The sequence below is a fragment of the Amycolatopsis sp. PSD-21 genome (genome assembly GCF_055561455.1).
The window spans coordinates 6555225-6573720 of sequence record NZ_CM145712.1 but is presented as its reverse complement, the minus strand read 5'-3'; the positions used below and the strand labels follow the sequence as shown (position 1 = coordinate 6573720).

Genomic DNA, 18496 nt, shown 5'->3' with positions numbered 1-18496 from the left:
CGCCACCCTACGCCCGCCGGAGCAGTGGTCGCCGCTCACGCGGGGTCGGGGGTGACGCCCGTCAACTTGGTGGTGACGTCCCACAACGCGGCGCCGAGCGACTCGCTCTTCGCGGCGGCCAACGGCCGCACCTTGACCGGCGCGCCACGAAGCCCGCCGAGCCCGCGCGGGCCGATGTAGTCGCCGCCTTCGACCTCGGGGGAAGTCGCCGCGAACAGTTGCGGGAGCGTGCCCTGGCGGGCGTTCTGCGCGATGAAGATCTCGCCGATCCGGTTGCCGCCGGCGACGAGCGCGCGCACCACGGGATTGCGATAGGAACGGGCCATGCCCGAACCGAGCCCGGTCCAGGTGTAGCCGGGGTGCGCCGCCACGCTGACGACGTCGTCGCCCGCAGCGCGCAGCCTGCGGTCCAGTTCGAGCGCGAACACCTGATTGGCGAGTTTCGACTGGCCGTAGGCCGAGCCGGGGTTGTACATCCGGCGCTCGAAGTTCGGGTCCGCGATGTCGATGCGCGCGCCTGTCGCCGCGACACTCGACAGGGTGACGACGCGCGCCCCGGAGCCCTTGCGCAGGGAGGGCATCAGCAGCCAGGTCAGCACCGCGTGCCCGAGATGGTTCGTGCCGAACTGGGTCTCGAAACCGTCCTTGGTGTGGCCGCGCGGGGTCGCCATCACGCCCGCGTTGTTGACCAGGACGTCGAGCTTGCCGTCGGTGAGTTCCTGGACCTTCTTCGCGGCTTCGCGGACCGAGTCCAGGTCGGCGAGATCCAGCCGGACGAGGTCGGGGGCTTCACCGGTCGCGACGGCGCGGACCTGTTCGAGCGCCTTGGCGCCGCGCTCCGGCGAACGGCAGCCGAGCAGCACGCGGGCCCCCTTGCCCGCGAGCACCTCGGACATGCGCAGCCCGAGCCCCGAGTTCGCCCCGGTGACGAACACGGTCCGGCCGGTCTGATCCGGGATGTCGGCCTCGGTCCAGCGCGCGTGAGCAGCCATGTCGGTACCTAACTACATCGTCGGCGGGGCCGCTACGCCGGATCAGGCGCTCGGCGCGAGCAAACGGAGCAAGTGACCCATGGGGCTGCGGCGGCGGGCGGGCTTCGCGTGCCGTCCATGCCGGAGCAGGGCGGCGAACGCGCTGCCGACCTTGGTGATCTCGTCGGCGGGCTCGTCGCCGTCGGCCAGCCCCGCCGTCAGCGCGAGCATGCGCAGTTCGGCCTCGTGGCCCGGGATCAGCGCGGGGCACCGGTCGAGAGCCGCGTCGAGAACGGCGCGGAGGGTCTCGTGTTCGGCGGTGGCGCTGTTCCAGGCGCGGGTGACGGCTTCGACCCGGTCGAGCGCGAGGTCCTGGTCGGCGTAGTCCGGATCGGTCATCTCGGCGCGGAGACGACCGGCGAGCACCTGGTTCCACTTGTACCGAAGCGCGACCAGAAGCTCTTCCTCGGTCGCGAAGTACTTGGTGGCGCCAGGGATTTCTTCGAGTGAGATCGCGTCGGACGGGTGGTGACCCGCCTGGCGCAGTGCGGCTTCGAGGATGTCGCGCCGCTGGTAGAAGTCGTTCCAGCTCATGATGTGGGCTCCCCTCCGTGACCCGGTTCATACCGCAGGTTTGCGGCATACTCCCGGTACGGACCTGACAGCAGCCAACATACCATGGGTATGGAGTGGGACCGGCGGCGTAAAGTTGTGAAGGTGGCGACATTGAGGTCAAGGCGGCTGGACTATTCCGAGTCCACCCGGTCGGCGCTCGTCGAGAGTGCCGTGGAGCTGTTCACCAAACGCGGGTACGCCGGCACGTCTCTCGACGAGATCGCCAAACGGGCCAGGGTGACGAAGGGCGCGCTCTACCACCATTTCAGTGGAAAGCAGGCGCTGTTCGAGGCCGCCTTCGACACGGTCGAGAGCCAGGTCTTCGACCGGCTCGAAAAGATCATGAACGGCCCCGATTCGCCGTGGGAGCGGGCGCTCGCCGGGCTGCGCGGTTTCCTGCAGAGCTGCCTCGACCCGGCGTACCAGCGCATCGCGATCCACGAGGCGCCGGTGGTGATGGGCTGGGAGCGCTGGCGCGAGGCGGAGGAGCGGTGCAGCTTCGGCCTGGTCCGTACCGGGATCCAGTCGCTCATCGAGGTCGGCGAGGTCGACGACGTCCCGGTGGACGTCACCGCGCGGCTGCTGTTCGGCGCGTTGTCCAGCGCCGCCATCGAGATCGCTTCGTCTCCGGAGCCGAAGAAGGTCAGCGCCCAGGTCGAAGAGGTCCTGGTGCGGCTGCTCGTCGGATTCCGCCGTGTCCCGCCCGCGGAGCACGGGAAAGCGAGCTGACCCCACCGTAGCTAGGGTGGCCGTCGTGGACCTCAGGATCTTTACCGAGCCCCAGCAGGGGGCCAGTTACGAAGACCTGCTCCGGGTGGCGAAGGCCACCGAGGACGCGGGTTACGACGCCTTCTTCCGCAGCGACCACTACCTGAAGATGGGTTCGGCGAACGGGCTGCCCGGGCCGACCGACGCGTGGATCACCCTCGCGGGGCTCGCCCGCGAGACCCGCCGCGTGCGGCTGGGCACCCTCGTCACCGCCGCCACCTTCCGGCATCCGTCGGTGCTCGCGATCTCGGTCGCTCAGGTGGATCAGATGTCGGGCGGCCGCGTCGAACTCGGCCTCGGTTCCGGCTGGTACGACGACGAGCACACCGCGTACGGCCTCGACCTGCCGCCGATCAAGGAGCGGTTCGACCGCTATGCCGAACAGCTCGCCGTCGTCACCGGGCTGTGGGAGACGCCGGAGGGGGAGACGTTCTCCTTCGACGGCGAGCACTACAAGCTCGTCGGCTCGCCGGGCCTGCCGAAGCCGGCGCAGCGGCCCCGGCCGCCGGTGATCATCGGTGGTGGCGGCAAGAAGCGCACCCCGGCGCTCGCCGCCCGCTACGCGGACGAGTTCAACCTGCCGTTCGTGGGGCCGGACGTCGCCGCGGCGCAGTTCGGCCGCGTCGACGACGCCGCCCGCGAAATCGGGCGCGACCCCAAGGAGATCATCCGCTCGGCCGCGCTCGTCGTGGCCGTGGGCCGTGACGACGCCGAGGTCGCGAAGCGCGCTTCGGTGCTCGGGCGCGAGGTGACCGAGCTGCGGGAGAACGGGCTCGCGGGGACGCCGTCGGAGGTCGTCGAGAAGGTCGGGCTGTGGCGGGAGAAGACCGGGATCACCCGGCTCTACCTGCAGCTGCTGGACCTCTCGGATCTGGACCAGATCGAGCTGATCGCCTCCGAGGTCGCTCCTCAGCTGGACTGACGCTTAGCGCGTGAAGGCCCCCTTCCCTCGGCTCAGCCGAGGGAAGGGGGCCTTCACGCGCTTCTCAGTTCTGCAGGGCGAAGGTGACGCCGGGGGCGGCCGGGGCTTCGGGGCGCGGCAGCCAACGCTCGTCACTCACGGGCAGGTCGCCTTCCAGCGCCGCGAGGACGGCGTCGCGCGCCATCGGCAGCACCGACGCCACGGTGACCTCGCGGTCGAGCTCGTAGGAAAGCGACGTCACGCCCGCGTCCCGGATGCCGCACGGGACGATCTTGTCGAAGGCGCCCAGGTCGGCGTTGCAGTTCAGCTCGAAACCGTGCATGGTCACGCCGCGCTGGACGCGGATGCCGATCGCGGCGATCTTCCGCTCCGGGCCGCGGTCGTCGGCGGGGATCCAGACGCCGCTGCGGCCCTCGACCCGGCCGGTGTGCACGCCGAGCTGGTCGCAGACGGTGATCAGGGCCTCTTCGAGCCGCCGCACGTAGTGCACGACGTCGATCGGGTCGGCGAGTTTGACGATTGGGTACCCGACCAGCTGGCCCGGCCCGTGCCAGGTGATCTTGCCGCCGCGGTCGACGTCGATCACCGGGGTGCCGTCGGTCGGGCGGTCCTCGGCTTCGGTGCGCTTGCCCGCGGTGTACACCGACGGGTGCTCCAGCAGCAGCATGGTGTCCGGGCCGTCACCGTCGGCACGCGCCGTCACATGCTCTCGCTGGAGTTCCCAGGCTTCGGTGTAGTCGATCGTCCCGATCTCGCGGACGTCGACGGGCTCGGCGGAGGCGCGGCATGACGTGGTCGAAGAGCTCACGTCAGCGACACTACGCCGGGTCTTTCGGCAGGGGGAGCAGGCCCAGCCCGGCCGCCGCGATCAGGCCGACGCCGCCCACCGCGAGCACGGAGCCCGCCGTGTCGGTCAGCCAGTGGACGCCCAGCACGATGCGGCAGAGGGCACCCGCCACCGTCGCCGCGGCGGCGATCGTGATCGCCAGGCGCGTGAGGTGCGGACGGGTCCACGCGCACAGCAGTACCGCGACGAACCCGGTGCACGCGACGGCGACCACATGCCCGCTCGGATAACTCAGATCGGGGAATTCACGCGGCCGCTCCCGGTAGAAGGCCGGTTTCGCGATCAGGCTGGTCATGCGGCACAGCAGCAGGACGACGGCGAGTTTGACGCACAGCACGGTCAGGTCCCGGCGGCGCCAGGCGAGCACCGCCAGCACCGCGCCCAGCGCGAACGGCAGGACCGGGCCGAGGACGTTCGTGACCAGGCCCGCCACCTGACCAGCGGGCCTGGTGTGCTGGCCGCGGAACGCGTCGGCGAGCGCGACGTCCACCGGCGGCGGCCGCTCGTCGACGGACAGCCCGAGGACGACGAAACCGAGCAGCAGGACGAACCCGGCGAGGGTGTACAGACCGCGCCGCACGGTCATGTCGCGGCGGCCAGCGCGTCCTCGAGGGTCGGATGGCGGAACGCGTATCCCGCCTCCTCCAGCACACGCGGCATGGCACGTTGCCCGAACAGCGCCATCTCCTCGGCCGCTTGCCCGAGGGCGATCTTCATGGCGAAACCGGGCACCTGCCAGATCGCCGGCCGGTGCACGGCGCGGCCCAGCGCCTTCGTGAAGGCGGCGTTCGTGGCGGGCTGCGGGCCGGAAAGGTTGACCGCGCCGGACAGCGTTTCGTTCTCCAGCGCGAAAACGATCGCGCCGACCTCGTCGTCGAGCGAGATCCACGGCATGTATTGCTTGCCGTCACCGAGTTTCCCGCCGAGTCCCAGGCGGAACAGCGGGCGCAGGACGTCCAGTAGCCCGCCTTCGCGCGCGAGCACCAGCCCGGTGCGGATACGCACGACCCGGGCGCCGGCGGTGGCCGCGGTCTCGGTGGCGCCTTCCCACGCGGTGCAGAGCTCGGCGAGGAAACCGCTGCCTACCGGACTCGTTTCGTCCACAAGGGACGGACCGGCGTCGCCGTAGTAGCCGACGGCGGAGGCGTTGACCAGCACGGGGATCCCGTGTTCGGCGACGGCTTCCGCGAGGACCTCGGTCGGTTCGACCCGGCTGTCGAGGAGGACCTGTTTGCGGGCCGCGCTCCAGCGTCCGGGCAGCAGCGGCGCTCCCGCGAGGTTCACGACGGCGTCGACCCCGTCGAGCGCGCCGTCCGCGATCACGCCAGCCGGGGGATCCCAGCGGCGTTCGTCGGCCGCCCGCTCCTCCCGGCGGACGAGACGGACCACTTCGTGCCCGGAACGGCGTAACCGTGTCGTGAGGGAGGTGCCGATCAGTCCGCTCGCGCCCGCGATCAGAACTCGCATGATCCGATCGTGTCCTATCCGCGATCCGGCCGCACGCTCAGGTTCTTCAGTTGCCCGGCGACGTCGGACGCGGCGGTGAGCAGCACCAGCACCGGGATCGTCGCGGCGGGCCGGAGCCGGTAACTGCCGCGTTTGTCCTGCTCGACGATCCCGGCGCCGGTCAGCGCCTTGAGGTGGTGGTACAGCTGCCCCGGCGACCCGAGTTCGGCGGCCTCCTGAAGGGCGGGCGCGGTCTGCGCGCCCTTCTCGGCCAGCGTCCGCACGAGTGCCACGCGCGCGGTGCTGGACAGGGCCGCGAGCACTTCGACCCGCGGCCCGTCCTCGAACGCCAGCATCGGGCCGGGCGTGACGTTGATCGCCCAGCTCAGTTCGACGGGCTCGGTGAGTTCGCCGTGGTAGCCGACCAGGCCACCGGGACCCGCCGCCGGTTCGGTCTGCCGGCTGGGTCCTCCTTCGAGCGCGGCGACCCGTGCTTCGAGGGCTGCGATCCGCTCGGCGAACTCGGCGTTCATACCGGTTATCTATACCGCCGCCTCAGTGAAGCGCTCGTTCCAGGGCGGTGAACCGGGCCGGGTCGGACAGCGCCGCGAGCACGAGGTCGATGAGCGGCAGGGCGTTCTGCATGTCCTGGTCGCTCACACCGGTGAGCAGGACCGCCGCCGTGCCCGAACGTCCGCCCGGCCAGCGGACGGAAAGTCCGAGCGTCAGCGAAAGCGGCAGGCTTCCGCCCTTGAAGAGCACTTCACTCGCTCCCGGTGGTACGCGGTCCGCGAGCGGCTTCGCGAGGATCTCGCGCGCGGGGGTGTAGAGGCCCTTCGCGATACTGCGGTGAAGCGAGAACAGATCCGAAGCCGAGCCCTGGCCGTGTCCCTTGACCCACGGCCATTGGGCGTCGGAGGTGCCCGGCATACTCGGCCAGCGCTGGAAGGCTTCGGCGCGGAACCCCGGATCACGGACGAACCGGCGCGCGACCGCGTCGCCCATCGCCCGCCGGACGGCGACCGGGCTGCCGGGCGGGGGCGCGTACTCCGGCATCATCAGCATCAGGACCTCGCCACCGAGCGAACGGGTGTCCGGCCGGAACCAGCCGCCTCGCGCGGCCGCCCGCCGGAGGGCGGGGTCGCCGAGGCGGACGCGGAGATAGTCCGTGGCGGCGTTGTCGCTGAAGAGGATCATCGCTTCGGCGAGCCTCGCCAAGGGGACGCGCTGCTCGGGGTCCTTGGCGATGCCGAAGTCGTCGCAGGGGATGCCAAGCCAGTTGAGCGCCTGGAAATGCGCACGGCCGTCGGCGACGAAGGGATGGTGGGCGTCCCAGTCGCCCACCCGGATCTCTTCCTTCGGGTCGAGCCGGCTTTCGGCGTACGCGCTGAGATGCACGACCTTGACCGATGACGCCAGAACGCGCCGGACGCCGGCGTTGCGCGCGGCACGGCGGCCCGCGCCGTCGTCGATCAGGACGGAGACGTCGCCGCGGTGGGCGGCGATCCAGTCGAGCCAGCCCTGTTCGGTCTTCGTGTCCGGCTGGGCCGCGGTCGCGGTTCCCGGCAGCAGCAACGCGGCCGATCCCGCGGCGGCGCCCGCCAGCAGATGGCGTCTGGTCAGCATGGGTGACATCCTCCCTCTTGTTTTCCGTAATTCCGGAATACTAGAGTCCGAGGTGTCTGTCAAACCCCGCATCCAGAGGACGAAATGCGGGGAGAAAGAGGAAGGCCCCCGCCCCGCCGAAGCGGGACGAGGGCCTTGATCGACTACCCGAGGGTCAGAGACCGAGCTCGTCCTCGAAGTTGCCCTCTTCCAGACGCTGCTTGATCGTCGTGACGAAGCGGCCCGCGTCGGCCCCGTCCACCAGGCGGTGGTCGTAGGTCAGCGGCAGGAACGCCATCGACCGGACGGCGATCGTGTCGTTGCCGTCGGCGTCCGCGATCACGACCGGGCGCTTCACGACCGCGCCGGTACCGAGCATGCCGGACTGCGGCTGCACGATGATCGGCGTGTCGAACAGCGCGCCGTTGGAGCCGATGTTCGTGATCGTGAAGGTGCCGCCCGACAGCTCGTCCGGCTTGATCTGGCCCGAACGCGCGCGGCCCGCCAGGTCGGCGATGCGGTGCGCGAGACCGGCGAGGCTGAGCTCACCCGCGTCGTGGATGACCACCGACAGCAGACCCTTTTCGGTGTCCACCGCGATCCCCAGGTGCACCGCACCGTGGTAGGTGATCTCCTTCGTGTCCTCGTTGTAGGACGCGTTGACGTTCGGGTGCTGCTTGAGCGCCTCGACGGTGGCCTTCGCGAAGAACGGCAGGAACGTCAGGTTGACGCCCTCGCGCTCCTTGAAGGCCGCCTTCGCCCGCTGGCGGAGCTTGGCGATCTTCGTGACGTCGACCTCGTGGACCTGCGTGAGCTGCGCGGAAACCTGCAGCGACTCGCGGGTCTTCGTGGCGGTGATCTGACGGATCCGGCTGGCCTTCTGCACGGTGCCGCGCAGCGCCGCGAGCTCCGGCGAAACCGCGGCCTTGCGCGGAGCCGACGGGGCGGCGGCGGGGGCCGGGGCGGCAGCGGGCTGCGCGGCGGGAGCCGGGGCGGCCTTCTGCTTGGCCTCGGCGGCCGCGAGCACGTCCTGCTTGCGGATACGGCCACCGACACCGCTGCCGGACAGCGACGACAGGTCGATGCCGTGCTCCGAAGCGAGCTTGCGGACCAGCGGCGTCACGTACGGCGCGTTGTCCGAGCCGTTGTCGCTGCTCGCCGCCGGCTTCGGGGCCTCGGCCTTGGGGGCCGGGGCGGCCTGCGGAGCCGGGGCGGGCTTCGGCGCGGGAGCCGCTTCGGCCTTGGGCTCGGGCTTCGGTTCCGGCTTGGGTTCCGGCTTCGGCTCGGGCTTGGGTTCCGGCTTGGGCTCGGCCTTCGGGGCCGGGGCGGAACCGGCGGCACCGATCACCGCGAGCACCCCGCCGACCTCGACGGTCTCGTCCTCACCGGCGCGGATCTCCAGCACGGTGCCGGCGACCGGGGACGGGACCTCGGTGTCGACCTTGTCCGTGGAGATCTCGAGCAGCGGCTCGTCGACCTCGACGCTCTCGCCGACCTGCTTGAGCCACCGGGTGACGGTGCCCTCGGTGACGCTCTCGCCCAGCTCGGGCAGCTTCACCTCGGTGCCTTCGCCGCCCGAAGCCGGCGCGGTGTCCGGCTGGGACGGAGCGGAAGCCTCTTCCTTCGCGGGCTCCGGCTCCGGCTCGGGCTGCGCCTCTTCGGCGGCCGGCTCGGCGGAACCGGAGGACTCCGGCACCCCGCCGGTCCCGTCGTCGATGACGGCGAGCTCGCCGCCGACCTCGACGGTCTCGTCCTCCTGAGCGCTGATCTTCACGACCTTGCCGGCGACCGGGGACGGGACCTCGGTGTCGACCTTGTCCGTGGAGATCTCGAGCAACGGCTCGTCGACCTCGACGGTGTCGCCCTCCTGCTTCAACCACCGGGTGACGGTGCCCTCGGTGACGCTCTCACCGAGCTCCGGCAACGTGACGGAGTAGGCCATCGTTCGCTGACTCCCTTGATATGTCTTGCTTGGTCTGGTTCTTCGACGGTGAGACGTCAGCTGTGGACGTGCAGCGGCTTGCCCGCGAGGGCGAGGAACGCTTCACCGAGGGCCTCGGTCTGCGTGGGGTGCGCGTGGATGAGGGGAGCCACGTCCTCGGGGAACGCCTCCCAGCTGTAGATCAGCTGCGCTTCGCCGATCAGCTCGCCGACGCGGTCGCCCACCATGTGCACGCCGACGACCGGCCCGTCCGGAGCCTTGATCAGCTTGACCCCACCGGAGGTCTTGAGGATCTGGCTCTTTCCGTTGCCGCCGAGGTCGTAGGTGAAGGTGGTGACGTCGGAGCCGTACTTCTCCTTCGCCTGCGACTCGGTGAGGCCGACCGAAGCGACCTCGGGGTGCGAGTAGGTGACGCGCGGGATGCCGCTCTCGTCGATCACGCGCGGCTCCTGGCCGGCGATCTCCTCCGCGACGAAGATGCCCTGCTGGAACCCGCGGTGCGCGAGCTGCAGGCCGGGGACGATGTCACCGACGGCGTAGACGTTCGGCAGGTTGGTGCGCAGGCGGTCGTCGGTGAGGACGAAGCCGCGCTCCATCTTGACGCCGGCCTCCTCGTAGCCGTGCCCGGCCGAGTTCGGGCCACGGCCGACGGCGACCAGCAGCAGGTCGGCTTCGAGCGTCTCGCCGGACTCCAGCGACACGCTGACGCCGTTGTCGTCCTGCTTGGCGCCGGTGAACCGGACGCCGGTCTTGAAGGCGATCTTGCGACGGCGGAAAGCGCGCTCGAGCTGCTTGGACGCGTACTCGTCCTCGTTCGGGACCAGGCGGGGCAGCGCCTCCACGATGGTGACGTCGACGCCGAAGGACGCCCAGACGGACGCGAATTCGACACCGATGACACCACCGCCGAGGACGATGACCTTCTTCGGGATGTAGTCCAGCGAAAGCGCCTGCTCGCTCGCGATGATGCGGCCGCCCAGCTCCAGGCCGGGCAGGGTCTTCGAGTACGAGCCGGTGGCCAGGATGACGTTCTTGCCGGTGTAGCGGGTGCCGTCGACCTCGACGGTCGTGCCGCCGACGAACGTCCCGGTGCCCTCGACGAGGTTCACCTTGTGCGCCTTGGCCAGGCCCTGGAGGCCCTTGTACAGGCGCGAGATGATCCCGTCCTTGTACTTGTTGACGCCGGCGATGTCGATGCCTTCCAGCACGGCCTTGACACCGAAGGTCTCGGCGTCGCGGGTCTCGTCGGCGACCTCCGCCGCGTGCAGGAGGGCCTTGGTCGGGATGCAGCCTCGGTGGAGGCACGTCCCGCCAAGCTTGTCCTTTTCGATCAGGGTGACGGAAAGGCCCAGCTCGGCCGCGCGGAACGCGGCGGCGTAGCCGCCCGATCCGCCACCCAGGATCACAAGGTCGGCGGAGGTGTCGGTCACTTCAATAACTCCTCGGCAAGCGGTAGGGGTGGTGCTCTGGCGCCGCTTCGCGCGGTATACGCGCGCGCGGACACTTGCCATCTTGTCACTACGTATGGAGAGGCTGCGACCTAGGCCGCGTCCTGTGACCCACGGGACACGGCCCGCCAGGGTCGCCACGGTGAGCACACACGCGAGTCGGGATAATGGGCACCGGACGCTACTGGGAAGTGAGGTGGTCGGAGTGGGTCTGTTCGACTCGCTGCGCCGGCGCTCTAAAGGCGGGCAGAAGCCCGGTACGCTGCGGAAAGCCTCTTCGAACGACTTCAAGCATCTTGAGGAGTGGGCCGCTTCACGGACCGGCGTCGAGGCTTATGTCGAGCCCAAGACCAACGTCACGGAGACCACCGTCGTCCTGATCGCCCACGACGGCGAATGGACCCGGCGCCGGATCGAGAGCCTGGACGCGGCTCAGCAGTTCGGCCGCAAACGGTCGATCCCGGTGTACGAGGTGGCGCGGGTCGGTTACCCGAAGCGGATGCGGGAGTACACCGAGCGGAAGAAGCGCGGCGAAGCCTGAGGCCCTCGTGAGTGGCTAGGACGGTTCTAACCGTCCTAGCCACTCACGACGCCGGCCGCAATCCAGGGCGTCGCGAAAGCCACTCTCGCGACGTCTGATGTCCCGAAAGTGGCTTTCGCGACACGGCCGCGGGAGTTTGGGATCCACTCGCGAAGTCGGCACCGGCGATCTCGCGTGATCCGGCGGACGACACGCGTGACTGGATGGACGACGCGACCGCGGAGAGACCGGACCGAATCGGGCCCGGCGCCTATGCGGATTGCGCCAAAAGGAGCAAGTGCCGCTCCAGCAGCGCCCGGAACGTCGGATGGACCGTCGTGCCCAGCGCCGGGTCGATCTCGACCGTCCGCCACTCGTCGCCGGCGGCCGTCAGCAGTACGACGGCCGGGTCCGCGATCACGACGACACCGCCTTCCGCGCGGAGTTCCGCGGTCCCGAGCAGCCGCGGGAAGACGACGTCGGCGGGCAGGCCGTCGCAGGTCTGCAGGAACTCGCGGTAGTCGTCGGGCAGCCGGAGGCCGAGCCGCGCCTCGGCGCCGCCGATGGTGCGAAGCGACGCGGCAGGGGGAGCGGTGCCGCCGCCGCGCAGCCGCAGGATGCCCGCGATCATCTCGCGCCAGGAGCCGGTGTCCGGCGGGTAGCGCTCGTACAGCGCAGCGACCAGCGCCCCGGCGCACACTTCGGTCCAGCCGCCGAGCCCTAGCGGGTCCGCGCCGCCGGCGAGCCGCGGCGCGAGACGCCGGGTCGCGGCGAGCACGGCGACGTCCGGGCGGCCCTGGCGCGACGCGATCTCCGCCCAGGCGTCCAGATCGCCTCGCGCGACGGCTTCGCGCAACCGGTCCGGGCGCGACGGCCCGAGATGCGAGACGGCCTCGCCGATCGGGGAGCCGCCGAGCAGACCGTCGAGATCGGACACCCGCCGGGCGAGGTACTCGTCGTGCGCGCGTTCCTCCGCGTCGAGATCGAGCGGGATCATCCCCGCGGCCCAGTCCGGGTGCGCTCCTCGCGCTTCGAAGAGCATCGCCCACGCGCGGGCCTGCACGGCGCTGGGAACCAGCGCCGTGACGGGACGTTCGGTGAGCGCGTGCCAATGCGTGACCAGCCGGTCGGCGTCCGCCATCGCCCCGGACGCGGCGAACAGCAGTGCCGCGTGCGCGATCCGGTCGTCGAGCGCCGCGTCGTCGCCGCTGAGCACGTCCCTGATCGCGCCTTCGAGATACGCGTCCCTGTCCACGGCACCGACCTTGCCACAAAGCGCGTGAAGGCCCCCTTCCCTCGGCTCAGCCGAGGGAAGGGGGCCTTCACGCGCGAAAAGGATCAGCCGTTCGCGGCGATGTCCGCGAGGACCGCGGCGATGGTGCGGACCGGGACGCCGGTGCCGCCCTTGCCGGTGTAACCCCACGGCCCGGCGGTGTTGAACGACGGGCCCGCGATGTCGATGTGCGCCCAGGGCAGGCCGTCGGTGACGAACTCGCGCAGGAAGATGCCCGCGGCGAGCATGCCGCCCCAGCGGTGCCCGGTGACGTTGGCCAGGTCGGCGAGGCGCGAGTCGAGGTCGGCGCGCAGCTCCTCGGGCAGCGGCATGGCCCAGCCGCCCTCACCGGTGGCCTGCGCGATCGAGGCGACGCGGTCGCGGAATTCGTCCGAGCCCATGACGCCCGCGGTGCGGTTGCCCAGCGCGACGACCTGCGCGCCGGTCAGGGTCGAGGTCTCGATCAGGTAGTCGGGGTTCTCCTCGCCCGCGCGCACGATGGCGTCGGCCAGCACGAGACGGCCTTCGGCGTCGGTGTTGAGCACCTCGACGGTCTTGCCGCCGTACATGCTGAGCACGTCGCCCGGCCGGTACGAGGTGGCCGAGGGCAGGTTCTCCGCCAGCGGGATGTGCGCGACGACCTCGAGCGGGTACTTCAGCTTCGCGGCCAGCACCACGGAGGCGAGCACGGCGGCCGCGCCCGACATGTCCGAGGTCATGTGGTCCATGTTCGCGGCGGGCTTGATCGAGATGCCGCCCGAGTCGAAGGTGATGCCCTTGCCGACCAGCGCGACCTTCTTCGAGGCCTTCGCGGGCTTGTAGGCGATGCGCAGCAGGCGCGGCTGCCGCGACGAACCGCCGCCGACGCCGAGGATGCCGCCGAAGCCCTTGCGCTTGAGGGCCTTCTCGTCGAGGACCTCGAAGTCGAGGTTGTTCGCCTCGGCCAGCGTCTTCGCGCGGTCGGCGAAGGAGGCGGGGAACAGGTCGTTCGGCGGGGTGTTGATCAGGTCGCGGGCGACGATGACCGACTCGGCGATCAGGCCGGCGGCCTTCAGCGTCGCCTTGTGGTCCTTGGCGGTGCCCTCCTCGGGGCTCACGAAGTCGACCTTGGCGACCGGGGCGTCACCCTTCTCGGAGCGGTACTCGGTGAAGGAGTACGCGCCGAGCACGGTGCCCTCGACGGCGGCCTGCAGGTCGATCGCCGACAGCGTGACGAACGCGCGGTCGGTCCCGCTCAGCGCCCGCGCGGCGGCACCGGCGCCCCGGCGGACCTGCTCGGCGGTGACGCCGTCCGCGCCCGCCTTGCCGAGGCCGACGGCCAGCACGACCCCGGCGGACAGCTTGCCCAGCGTCGGTACCTTGACGACCTCGTCGGCCTTGCCGGACGCGCCGAGGGTGCCGAGGACGTCGGCGAGCTTGCCGTCGAAGGCGGCGTCGGCCACGGAGGAACCGGCGGCGAGGGCCAGGCCGTCCTCGCCCTGCAGGGTTCCGATGACGACGACGTCGGCGCGCGTCTTGGCAAGCGCCGCTTCGGCGTTCTCGGTCAGGGCAAGCTTCGGCACGGTCACTTCTGGCTCCTCGCGCGTTCGCGGTGGTACCGGGCGGCCGCCCGGTTGGATCGTGAGCCATGCTAATGACAGCGGGACCTGGGGTAACAGCGGGGCCGATCGGGTAACTGGATGACACCGGAAGGGAGACGGCGTGCGGTTGGCGGGCGGTCTGCTCATCGCACTGGCGGCGGGCACCTCCGGAGCGGATTACTGGGTACTGGTCGCCGTCGTGATCGCGGGCGTGCTCGCCGTCGCGGCGGAGGCATTGCTGCCGCCGGTGGGCGACACCCGGCCCGACCGGATCGCAGGCTCCGTTTCACGGCTGGGCCTGGTCCTCGTCTTCGCGACGACGTTCGGCCAGTACCTCTTCCCGTCCGCGCCGGGTGCCGCCGCCGCGGTGTTCGCCGTCGTGGTGACCGTCGCCGACCTGGCGGGTGTCCGCCTCGGCGACTACGCCGCCCGCTGGGTCACCGGCCTGCTGCTGGCCGCCGCCGCGTCGCTGATCGCGATCTGCGTGGGGATCCCGCCGCTGGCGCAGTTCATCGCGCCGGACCCGCCGTCCGTGCCCGGACTGGGCCTCGCCGTGCTGGTGCTGCTGCCGTTCCTGCTGCCCCGCCGTCCCGGCGCGGGCCGCGCCGCCGCGGTGGGCGCCGTGGCCGTCGCGATCACCGTCGTCGCGCTCTACCAGCTGGGACCGATCCGGCTGGGGCTTTCGGCGACGTCGTTCCGTGAGCTCCTCGCCGCGGCCGACGCGGTCTCGTTGCTGCCGGTGCTGACCGTCGTGGCCGCCGTGGCGACCGTCCCCGTCGCGGTGGACGCCTTCACCGACGGCCGCGAGCGGCTTTCCCCGGAACGTCCGAAGGCGACACTCGCTTGTGGACTGATCGTGGCCGTCGCCGCGGCCTTCGCTGGGCCGGTCGTGGCCCTCGGCCTCGCGGGAGTGGGAACGCTCGCCGAACTGGTTCTACGGTTCCGTGCCCGTCGGTACCGTTCAAGGCGTGCGTGATCCTCACTGGACCCCGGGCGACACGGTCGTCGAACGCTTCCTGCGACCGGACGGCTCGATCGGCCAGCACCACCCGCTGCGCGTGATCTCCGACGACGGCACCGTGCTGCTCGGCTGGCTGCCCGCGGACACCCCGATCGTCGGCAGCAGGCTCGCCGACGGGCGGCTCTTCCGCGAGGCGCCGCTCGAGGAGCGGTTCCGGGTGCCGAGGGTGCGCGTGGCCGATTTCTGGCGCGACACCTCGACGCTGCGCCGCATCGCCGACGACGAATGGTCGTCGGTCTGGTGGTTCTTCGACGCCGGCGGCCGTTTCCTGAACTGGTACGTCAACCTCGAGGTCCCGCTGGGGCGCACGCCGTCGGGACCGGACCGCATCGACGGCATCCTCGACGTCGCCGTCGAGCCCGGCGGACGCTGGCAGTGGAAGGACGAGGACGAGGCGGAGGAAGCCGTCCTCGCCGGTCGCATCACCGCCGGTCAGCTGAAACGGCTGCGCGCCGAGGGCGAGCGGATCGGGGCGCTCGCGGACGCCGGGCGGTTCCCCTTCGACGGCACGTGGACCGACTTCCGGCCCGACCCGGACTGGCCGGCGCCCGGCCTCCCCGAGGGGTTGCTCTAGCTCACCTGCAGCAGCAGGAGCAGCACCAGCACGACGTTGATCACCGTGAGGATGACCACCGACTTGGTGGACAGCTCGCGCGGGAACACCTTGCCGTGGATGCTCTTCCACCAGAAGATGCCGAAACCGCCGGCGACCAGTCCGAGGAACGCGCCGAAGCCGCTGTCGAGCAGGGCCCAGCCGTCCATCATCAGCACGCCGGTGCCGAAGGTGAGCAGCACAGCCGTCACGAAGGTCTTGACGTCGGCCCCCGTGCCGGGGGTGGCGGACTTGGCCGGCTGGGCCGGGTGGGCGGGCTGCATCTGGTTGTACGTCACGCCGCCATCCTAGGGGCGAGGACCTCCCGTGTTCGTCGTGACGGACGGATCGAGGGAGGTAAAGATATGCGGACGTCCGACTAACGTGGGTCCGACCAAGCGTTATCGTCTTAGCCATGACGACCTCGACGCAGTTCACCCACCTCCCGCACCCGAGCCCCGCGAGCCCGGAACGCGTCGCGGACGTATTGGCCGCACCCGGCTTCGGCCTGCACTTCACCGACCACATGGTGACCGTGAAATGGAGCGCCGAGCAGGGCTGGCACGAGGCGACCGTCGGGCCGTACGCGCCCTTCGCGCTGGACCCGGCGACTTCCGTGCTGCACTACGGCCAGGCGATCTTCGAAGGCCTCAAAGCGTACCGCCAGCCCGACGGCACGATCGCGGCGTTCCGCCCCGACGCGAACGCGATCCGCTTCCGTAACTCGGCCGAGCGGCTCGCCATGCCGCAGCTGCCGGTGGAGACCTTCCTCGACTCGATCCGCGAGCTGATCGCGGTCGACAGCCGCTGGGTGCCGACGAAGCCGGGCGAGTCGCTGTACCTGCGGCCGTTCATGATCTCCACCGAAGCCGGGCTCGGCGTAAACCGGCCCGCGAACGAGTACCTCTACGCGCTGATCGGCTCGCCCGCCGGCTCGTACTTCTCCGGCGGCGTGAAGCCCGTGAGCGTCTGGCTCTCGACCGAGTACGTGCGCGCTGTCCCCGGCGGCACCGGCGAAGCGAAATGCGCGGGCAACTACGCGGCGTCCTTCGTCGCGCAGGCACAGGCCGTGGAGAAGGGCTGCGACCAGGTCGTGTGGCTCGACGCGGTCGAGCGGCGCTGGGTCGAGGAAATGGGCGGGATGAACCTGTTCTTCGTCTTCGGCTCCGGTGACGAGGCCCGCGTCGTGACCCCGGAACTGACCGGGTCGCTGCTGCCGGGCGTGACCCGCAAGTCGCTGCTGGAGCTGGCGAAGTCGTTCGGGCACCGGGTCGAGGAGCGGCGCGTCTCCACTGACGAGTGGGAGAAGGCGGCGGCTTCCGGCGAGCTGACCGAGGTGTTCGCCTGCGGGACCGCGGCGGTCATCACGCCGGTCGGGCACGTGAAGCACGCGGGCGGCGAGTTCTCCGTCGCGGGCGGGCAGCCCGGCGAGCTGACGATGAAGCTGCGCGGCGCGCTGACCGGGATCCAGGAGGGCACCCGGCCCGCCCCGGAAGGCTGGATGTACCCGTTGGGCTGACGCTCGAAGTACGTGAAGGCCCCCTTCATTGCGCTAGACGCAGTGAAGGGGGCCTTCACGTACTTGAGCTGGTCGCCCGGTCGCGGCTGTTCGCGGTCGTCGTGGCCGGTGTCGCGAAAGCCACTTTCGGGACGCCACACGTCCCGAAAGTGGCTTTCGCGACGTGTGCGCCAGCCTCGGACTCCCGTGAGGCTGAACCGTCCCCAGTGTCATGAAAGGGTCGTTCAGGACAAGAAACGTCCTGAACGACCCTTTCATGACATCCAGGAGGGGGCGTCAGCGTCAGGAAGCGGGGGCCTCGATCAGCGGCCCGCTCACCCCGGCCTGCTCGTGCGTGGCCATCTCCGCCAGCACCCGCGTCGCCATGAACACCAGCGGCAGCGCCGCGACCGCGCCCGTCCCCTCGCCGAGGCGCACGTCCAAGTCCAGGATCGGCTCCAGGTCGAGGTGCTCCAGCGCCAGCGCGTGCGCGGGTTCGCCGCCACGCTGGCCCGCCGCCCACCACTGGCGCGCGCCGGGGACGAGTTCCTCGGCGACCAGCGCGGCCGCGGAGGCGACCAGCCCGTCCAGGATCACCGGCGTCTTGCGGAGCGAGGCCTGCGCGAGGAACCCCGCCATCGCGGCGATGTCGGCGCCCGCGGCGGTGCGCAGCAGGGCGACCGGGTCGGCCAGCACGGTCCGCGCACGCCGCAGCGCGTCCCGGACCGCCGCGGCCTTGCGCATCCAGGCGTTGTCGTCGATCCCCGAACCGCGGCCGACGACGGCCACCGGCTCACTGCCGGTCAGCGCCGCGACCAGCACCGAGGCGGGCGTGCTGTTGCCGATCCCGAGGTCTCCCGCGATGAGCAGATCGGCCCCGCCGTCGACCTCGGCGTCGGCGATCGCCCGGCCCGCGCGGACGGCGGCACGCGCCTCCTCGTCGGTCAGCGCGTCCTCGACGTCGATCGAGCCGGAGCCGCGCCGCACCTTGAACTCGCCGATCGACCGCGTCGCGGGGGCGTCGCTGTCGACGGACATGTCGACGACCCGGACGCTCGCGCCGGCCGACGCCGCGAGGACGTTGATGGCCGCGCCGCCGGTCAGCATGCTGCCGACGAGTTGCGCGGTGACCTCACTCGGATAGGCCGAGACGCCCTTCGCCGCGATGCCGTGATCCCCGGCGAACACCACGACCCGTGGCCGCGTGAACGGCCGCGGCGGCGACTGGCCCTGGCAGGCCGCGACCCATACGCCCAGTTCTTCGAGCCTGCCCAGCGAACCGGCCGGTTTGATCAGTTTCGAGTGCAGGGCGATCGCCGCCGAGCGCGCGTGTTCGTCAGGCTGCTCGACTTCGGCGAACTCGAGGATTTCGTCGTTCAACGCCCTGCCCCTTCGGATCGCTTCGGTGGCCGGGCCCAACCTACCCACCCGCCTGTGCAAGAGTTGCC

19 protein-coding genes are annotated in these 18496 nt (G+C 70.9%); 6 read left to right on the top strand and 13 right to left on the bottom strand.

The genetic code is table 11. The annotated features are described in order from the left end of the window. Positions 1–35: 35 nt before the first annotated feature. The gene (locus ACZ1DY_RS30750; RefSeq protein ID WP_257485307.1) at positions 36–992 is read right to left on the bottom strand and encodes an oxidoreductase; all 957 of its coding nucleotides are present in this window, start codon (positions 990–992) and stop codon (positions 36–38) included. 42 nt (positions 993–1034) lie between these two features. After that, entirely contained in the window at positions 1035–1565 is a 531-nt protein-coding gene (locus ACZ1DY_RS30745) for a hypothetical protein (protein ID WP_257485308.1), read from the bottom strand. Positions 1566–1697: 132 nt separating this feature from the next. Between ACZ1DY_RS30745 and ACZ1DY_RS30740 the strand changes: the two genes are divergently transcribed. Continuing rightward, positions 1698–2315: a TetR/AcrR family transcriptional regulator gene (locus ACZ1DY_RS30740; RefSeq protein WP_093938700.1), complete on the top strand. Its 618-nt coding sequence runs from the start codon at positions 1698–1700 to the stop codon at positions 2313–2315. Positions 2316–2340: 25 nt separating this feature from the next. Continuing rightward, positions 2341–3276, top strand: a complete 936-nt coding sequence (locus ACZ1DY_RS30735) for an LLM class F420-dependent oxidoreductase (protein WP_465481733.1) — start codon at positions 2341–2343, stop codon at positions 3274–3276. A gap of 64 nt (positions 3277–3340) precedes the next feature. On the opposite strand, the gene lipB is transcribed toward ACZ1DY_RS30735, so the two are convergent. The 7 genes from lipB to lpdA all read right to left on the bottom strand — a co-directional run bounded on the left by lipB (position 3341) and on the right by lpdA (position 10546). Next, complete coding sequence (gene lipB / locus ACZ1DY_RS30730) at positions 3341–4084, bottom strand: lipoyl(octanoyl) transferase LipB (RefSeq protein WP_126737774.1); 744 nt, start codon at positions 4082–4084, stop codon at positions 3341–3343. A 10-nt stretch (positions 4085–4094) separates the two neighbouring features. After that, positions 4095–4709, bottom strand: a complete 615-nt coding sequence (locus ACZ1DY_RS30725) for a phosphatase PAP2 family protein (protein WP_126737773.1) — start codon at positions 4707–4709, stop codon at positions 4095–4097. Beyond that, positions 4706–5590 (bottom strand): TIGR01777 family oxidoreductase, encoded by an 885-nt coding sequence (locus ACZ1DY_RS30720; RefSeq protein WP_465481732.1) that lies wholly within the window; start codon positions 5588–5590, stop codon positions 4706–4708. The genes ACZ1DY_RS30725 and ACZ1DY_RS30720 overlap by 4 nt, the downstream gene beginning before the upstream one ends. A gap of 14 nt (positions 5591–5604) precedes the next feature. Beyond that, on the bottom strand, positions 5605–6102 hold the full coding sequence (locus tag ACZ1DY_RS30715; protein WP_465481731.1) for an ArsR/SmtB family transcription factor: 498 nt from the start codon (positions 6100–6102) through the stop codon (positions 5605–5607). Positions 6103–6124: 22 nt separating this feature from the next. Further along, positions 6125–7195 (bottom strand): serine hydrolase, encoded by a 1071-nt coding sequence (locus ACZ1DY_RS30710; RefSeq protein WP_465481730.1) that lies wholly within the window; start codon positions 7193–7195, stop codon positions 6125–6127. Positions 7196–7349: 154 nt separating this feature from the next. After that, positions 7350–9116 carry a 2-oxoglutarate dehydrogenase, E2 component, dihydrolipoamide succinyltransferase gene (gene sucB / locus ACZ1DY_RS30705; RefSeq protein WP_257485314.1) on the bottom strand — a complete coding sequence of 589 codons (1767 nt, stop codon included), beginning with the start codon at positions 9114–9116 and terminating at the stop codon, positions 7350–7352. A gap of 56 nt (positions 9117–9172) precedes the next feature. Then, positions 9173–10546: a dihydrolipoyl dehydrogenase gene (gene lpdA / locus ACZ1DY_RS30700; RefSeq protein ID WP_126733821.1), complete on the bottom strand. Its 1374-nt coding sequence runs from the start codon at positions 10544–10546 to the stop codon at positions 9173–9175. Positions 10547–10760: 214 nt separating this feature from the next. Between lpdA and ACZ1DY_RS30695 the strand changes: the two genes are divergently transcribed. Next, positions 10761–11105 (top strand): hypothetical protein, encoded by a 345-nt coding sequence (locus tag ACZ1DY_RS30695; protein ID WP_034324128.1) that lies wholly within the window; start codon positions 10761–10763, stop codon positions 11103–11105. Positions 11106–11355: 250 nt separating this feature from the next. Here ACZ1DY_RS30695 and ACZ1DY_RS30690 read toward each other — a convergent pair whose 3' ends face one another. Beyond that, positions 11356–12339, bottom strand: coding sequence for an SMI1/KNR4 family protein (locus ACZ1DY_RS30690; protein WP_465481729.1), 984 nt, complete (start codon positions 12337–12339; stop codon positions 11356–11358). 83 nt (positions 12340–12422) lie between these two features. After that, on the bottom strand, positions 12423–13925 hold the full coding sequence (locus ACZ1DY_RS30685; RefSeq protein ID WP_465481728.1) for a leucyl aminopeptidase: 1503 nt from the start codon (positions 13923–13925) through the stop codon (positions 12423–12425). A 133-nt stretch (positions 13926–14058) separates the two neighbouring features. On the opposite strand from ACZ1DY_RS30685, the gene ACZ1DY_RS30680 reads away from it, so the two are divergent. Together ACZ1DY_RS30680 and ACZ1DY_RS30675 are read left to right on the top strand one after the other, a co-directional pair. Next, positions 14059–14913: a hypothetical protein gene (locus tag ACZ1DY_RS30680; RefSeq protein ID WP_465481727.1), complete on the top strand. Its 855-nt coding sequence runs from the start codon at positions 14059–14061 to the stop codon at positions 14911–14913. After that, positions 14906–15532: a DUF402 domain-containing protein gene (locus tag ACZ1DY_RS30675; protein ID WP_465481726.1), complete on the top strand. Its 627-nt coding sequence runs from the start codon at positions 14906–14908 to the stop codon at positions 15530–15532. Before ACZ1DY_RS30680 ends, ACZ1DY_RS30675 begins: the two co-directional genes overlap by 8 nt. Here ACZ1DY_RS30675 and ACZ1DY_RS30670 read toward each other — a convergent pair. After that, positions 15529–15849, bottom strand: coding sequence for a hypothetical protein (locus tag ACZ1DY_RS30670; protein WP_465481725.1), 321 nt, complete (start codon positions 15847–15849; stop codon positions 15529–15531). The two genes, ACZ1DY_RS30675 and ACZ1DY_RS30670, sit on opposite strands and share 4 nt — an antisense overlap. Before the next feature lie 116 nt (positions 15850–15965). Here ACZ1DY_RS30670 and ACZ1DY_RS30665 point away from each other — a divergent pair, with 116 nt between their 5' ends. Further along, positions 15966–17069 (top strand): branched-chain amino acid aminotransferase, encoded by a 1104-nt coding sequence (locus ACZ1DY_RS30665; RefSeq protein WP_465481724.1) that lies wholly within the window; start codon positions 15966–15968, stop codon positions 17067–17069. Positions 17070–17351: 282 nt separating this feature from the next. On the opposite strand, the gene cobT is transcribed toward ACZ1DY_RS30665, so the two are convergent. Further along, positions 17352–18428 (bottom strand): nicotinate-nucleotide--dimethylbenzimidazole phosphoribosyltransferase, encoded by a 1077-nt coding sequence (cobT, locus tag ACZ1DY_RS30660; protein WP_257485321.1) that lies wholly within the window; start codon positions 18426–18428, stop codon positions 17352–17354. Between the last annotated feature and the right edge of the window lie 68 nt (positions 18429–18496).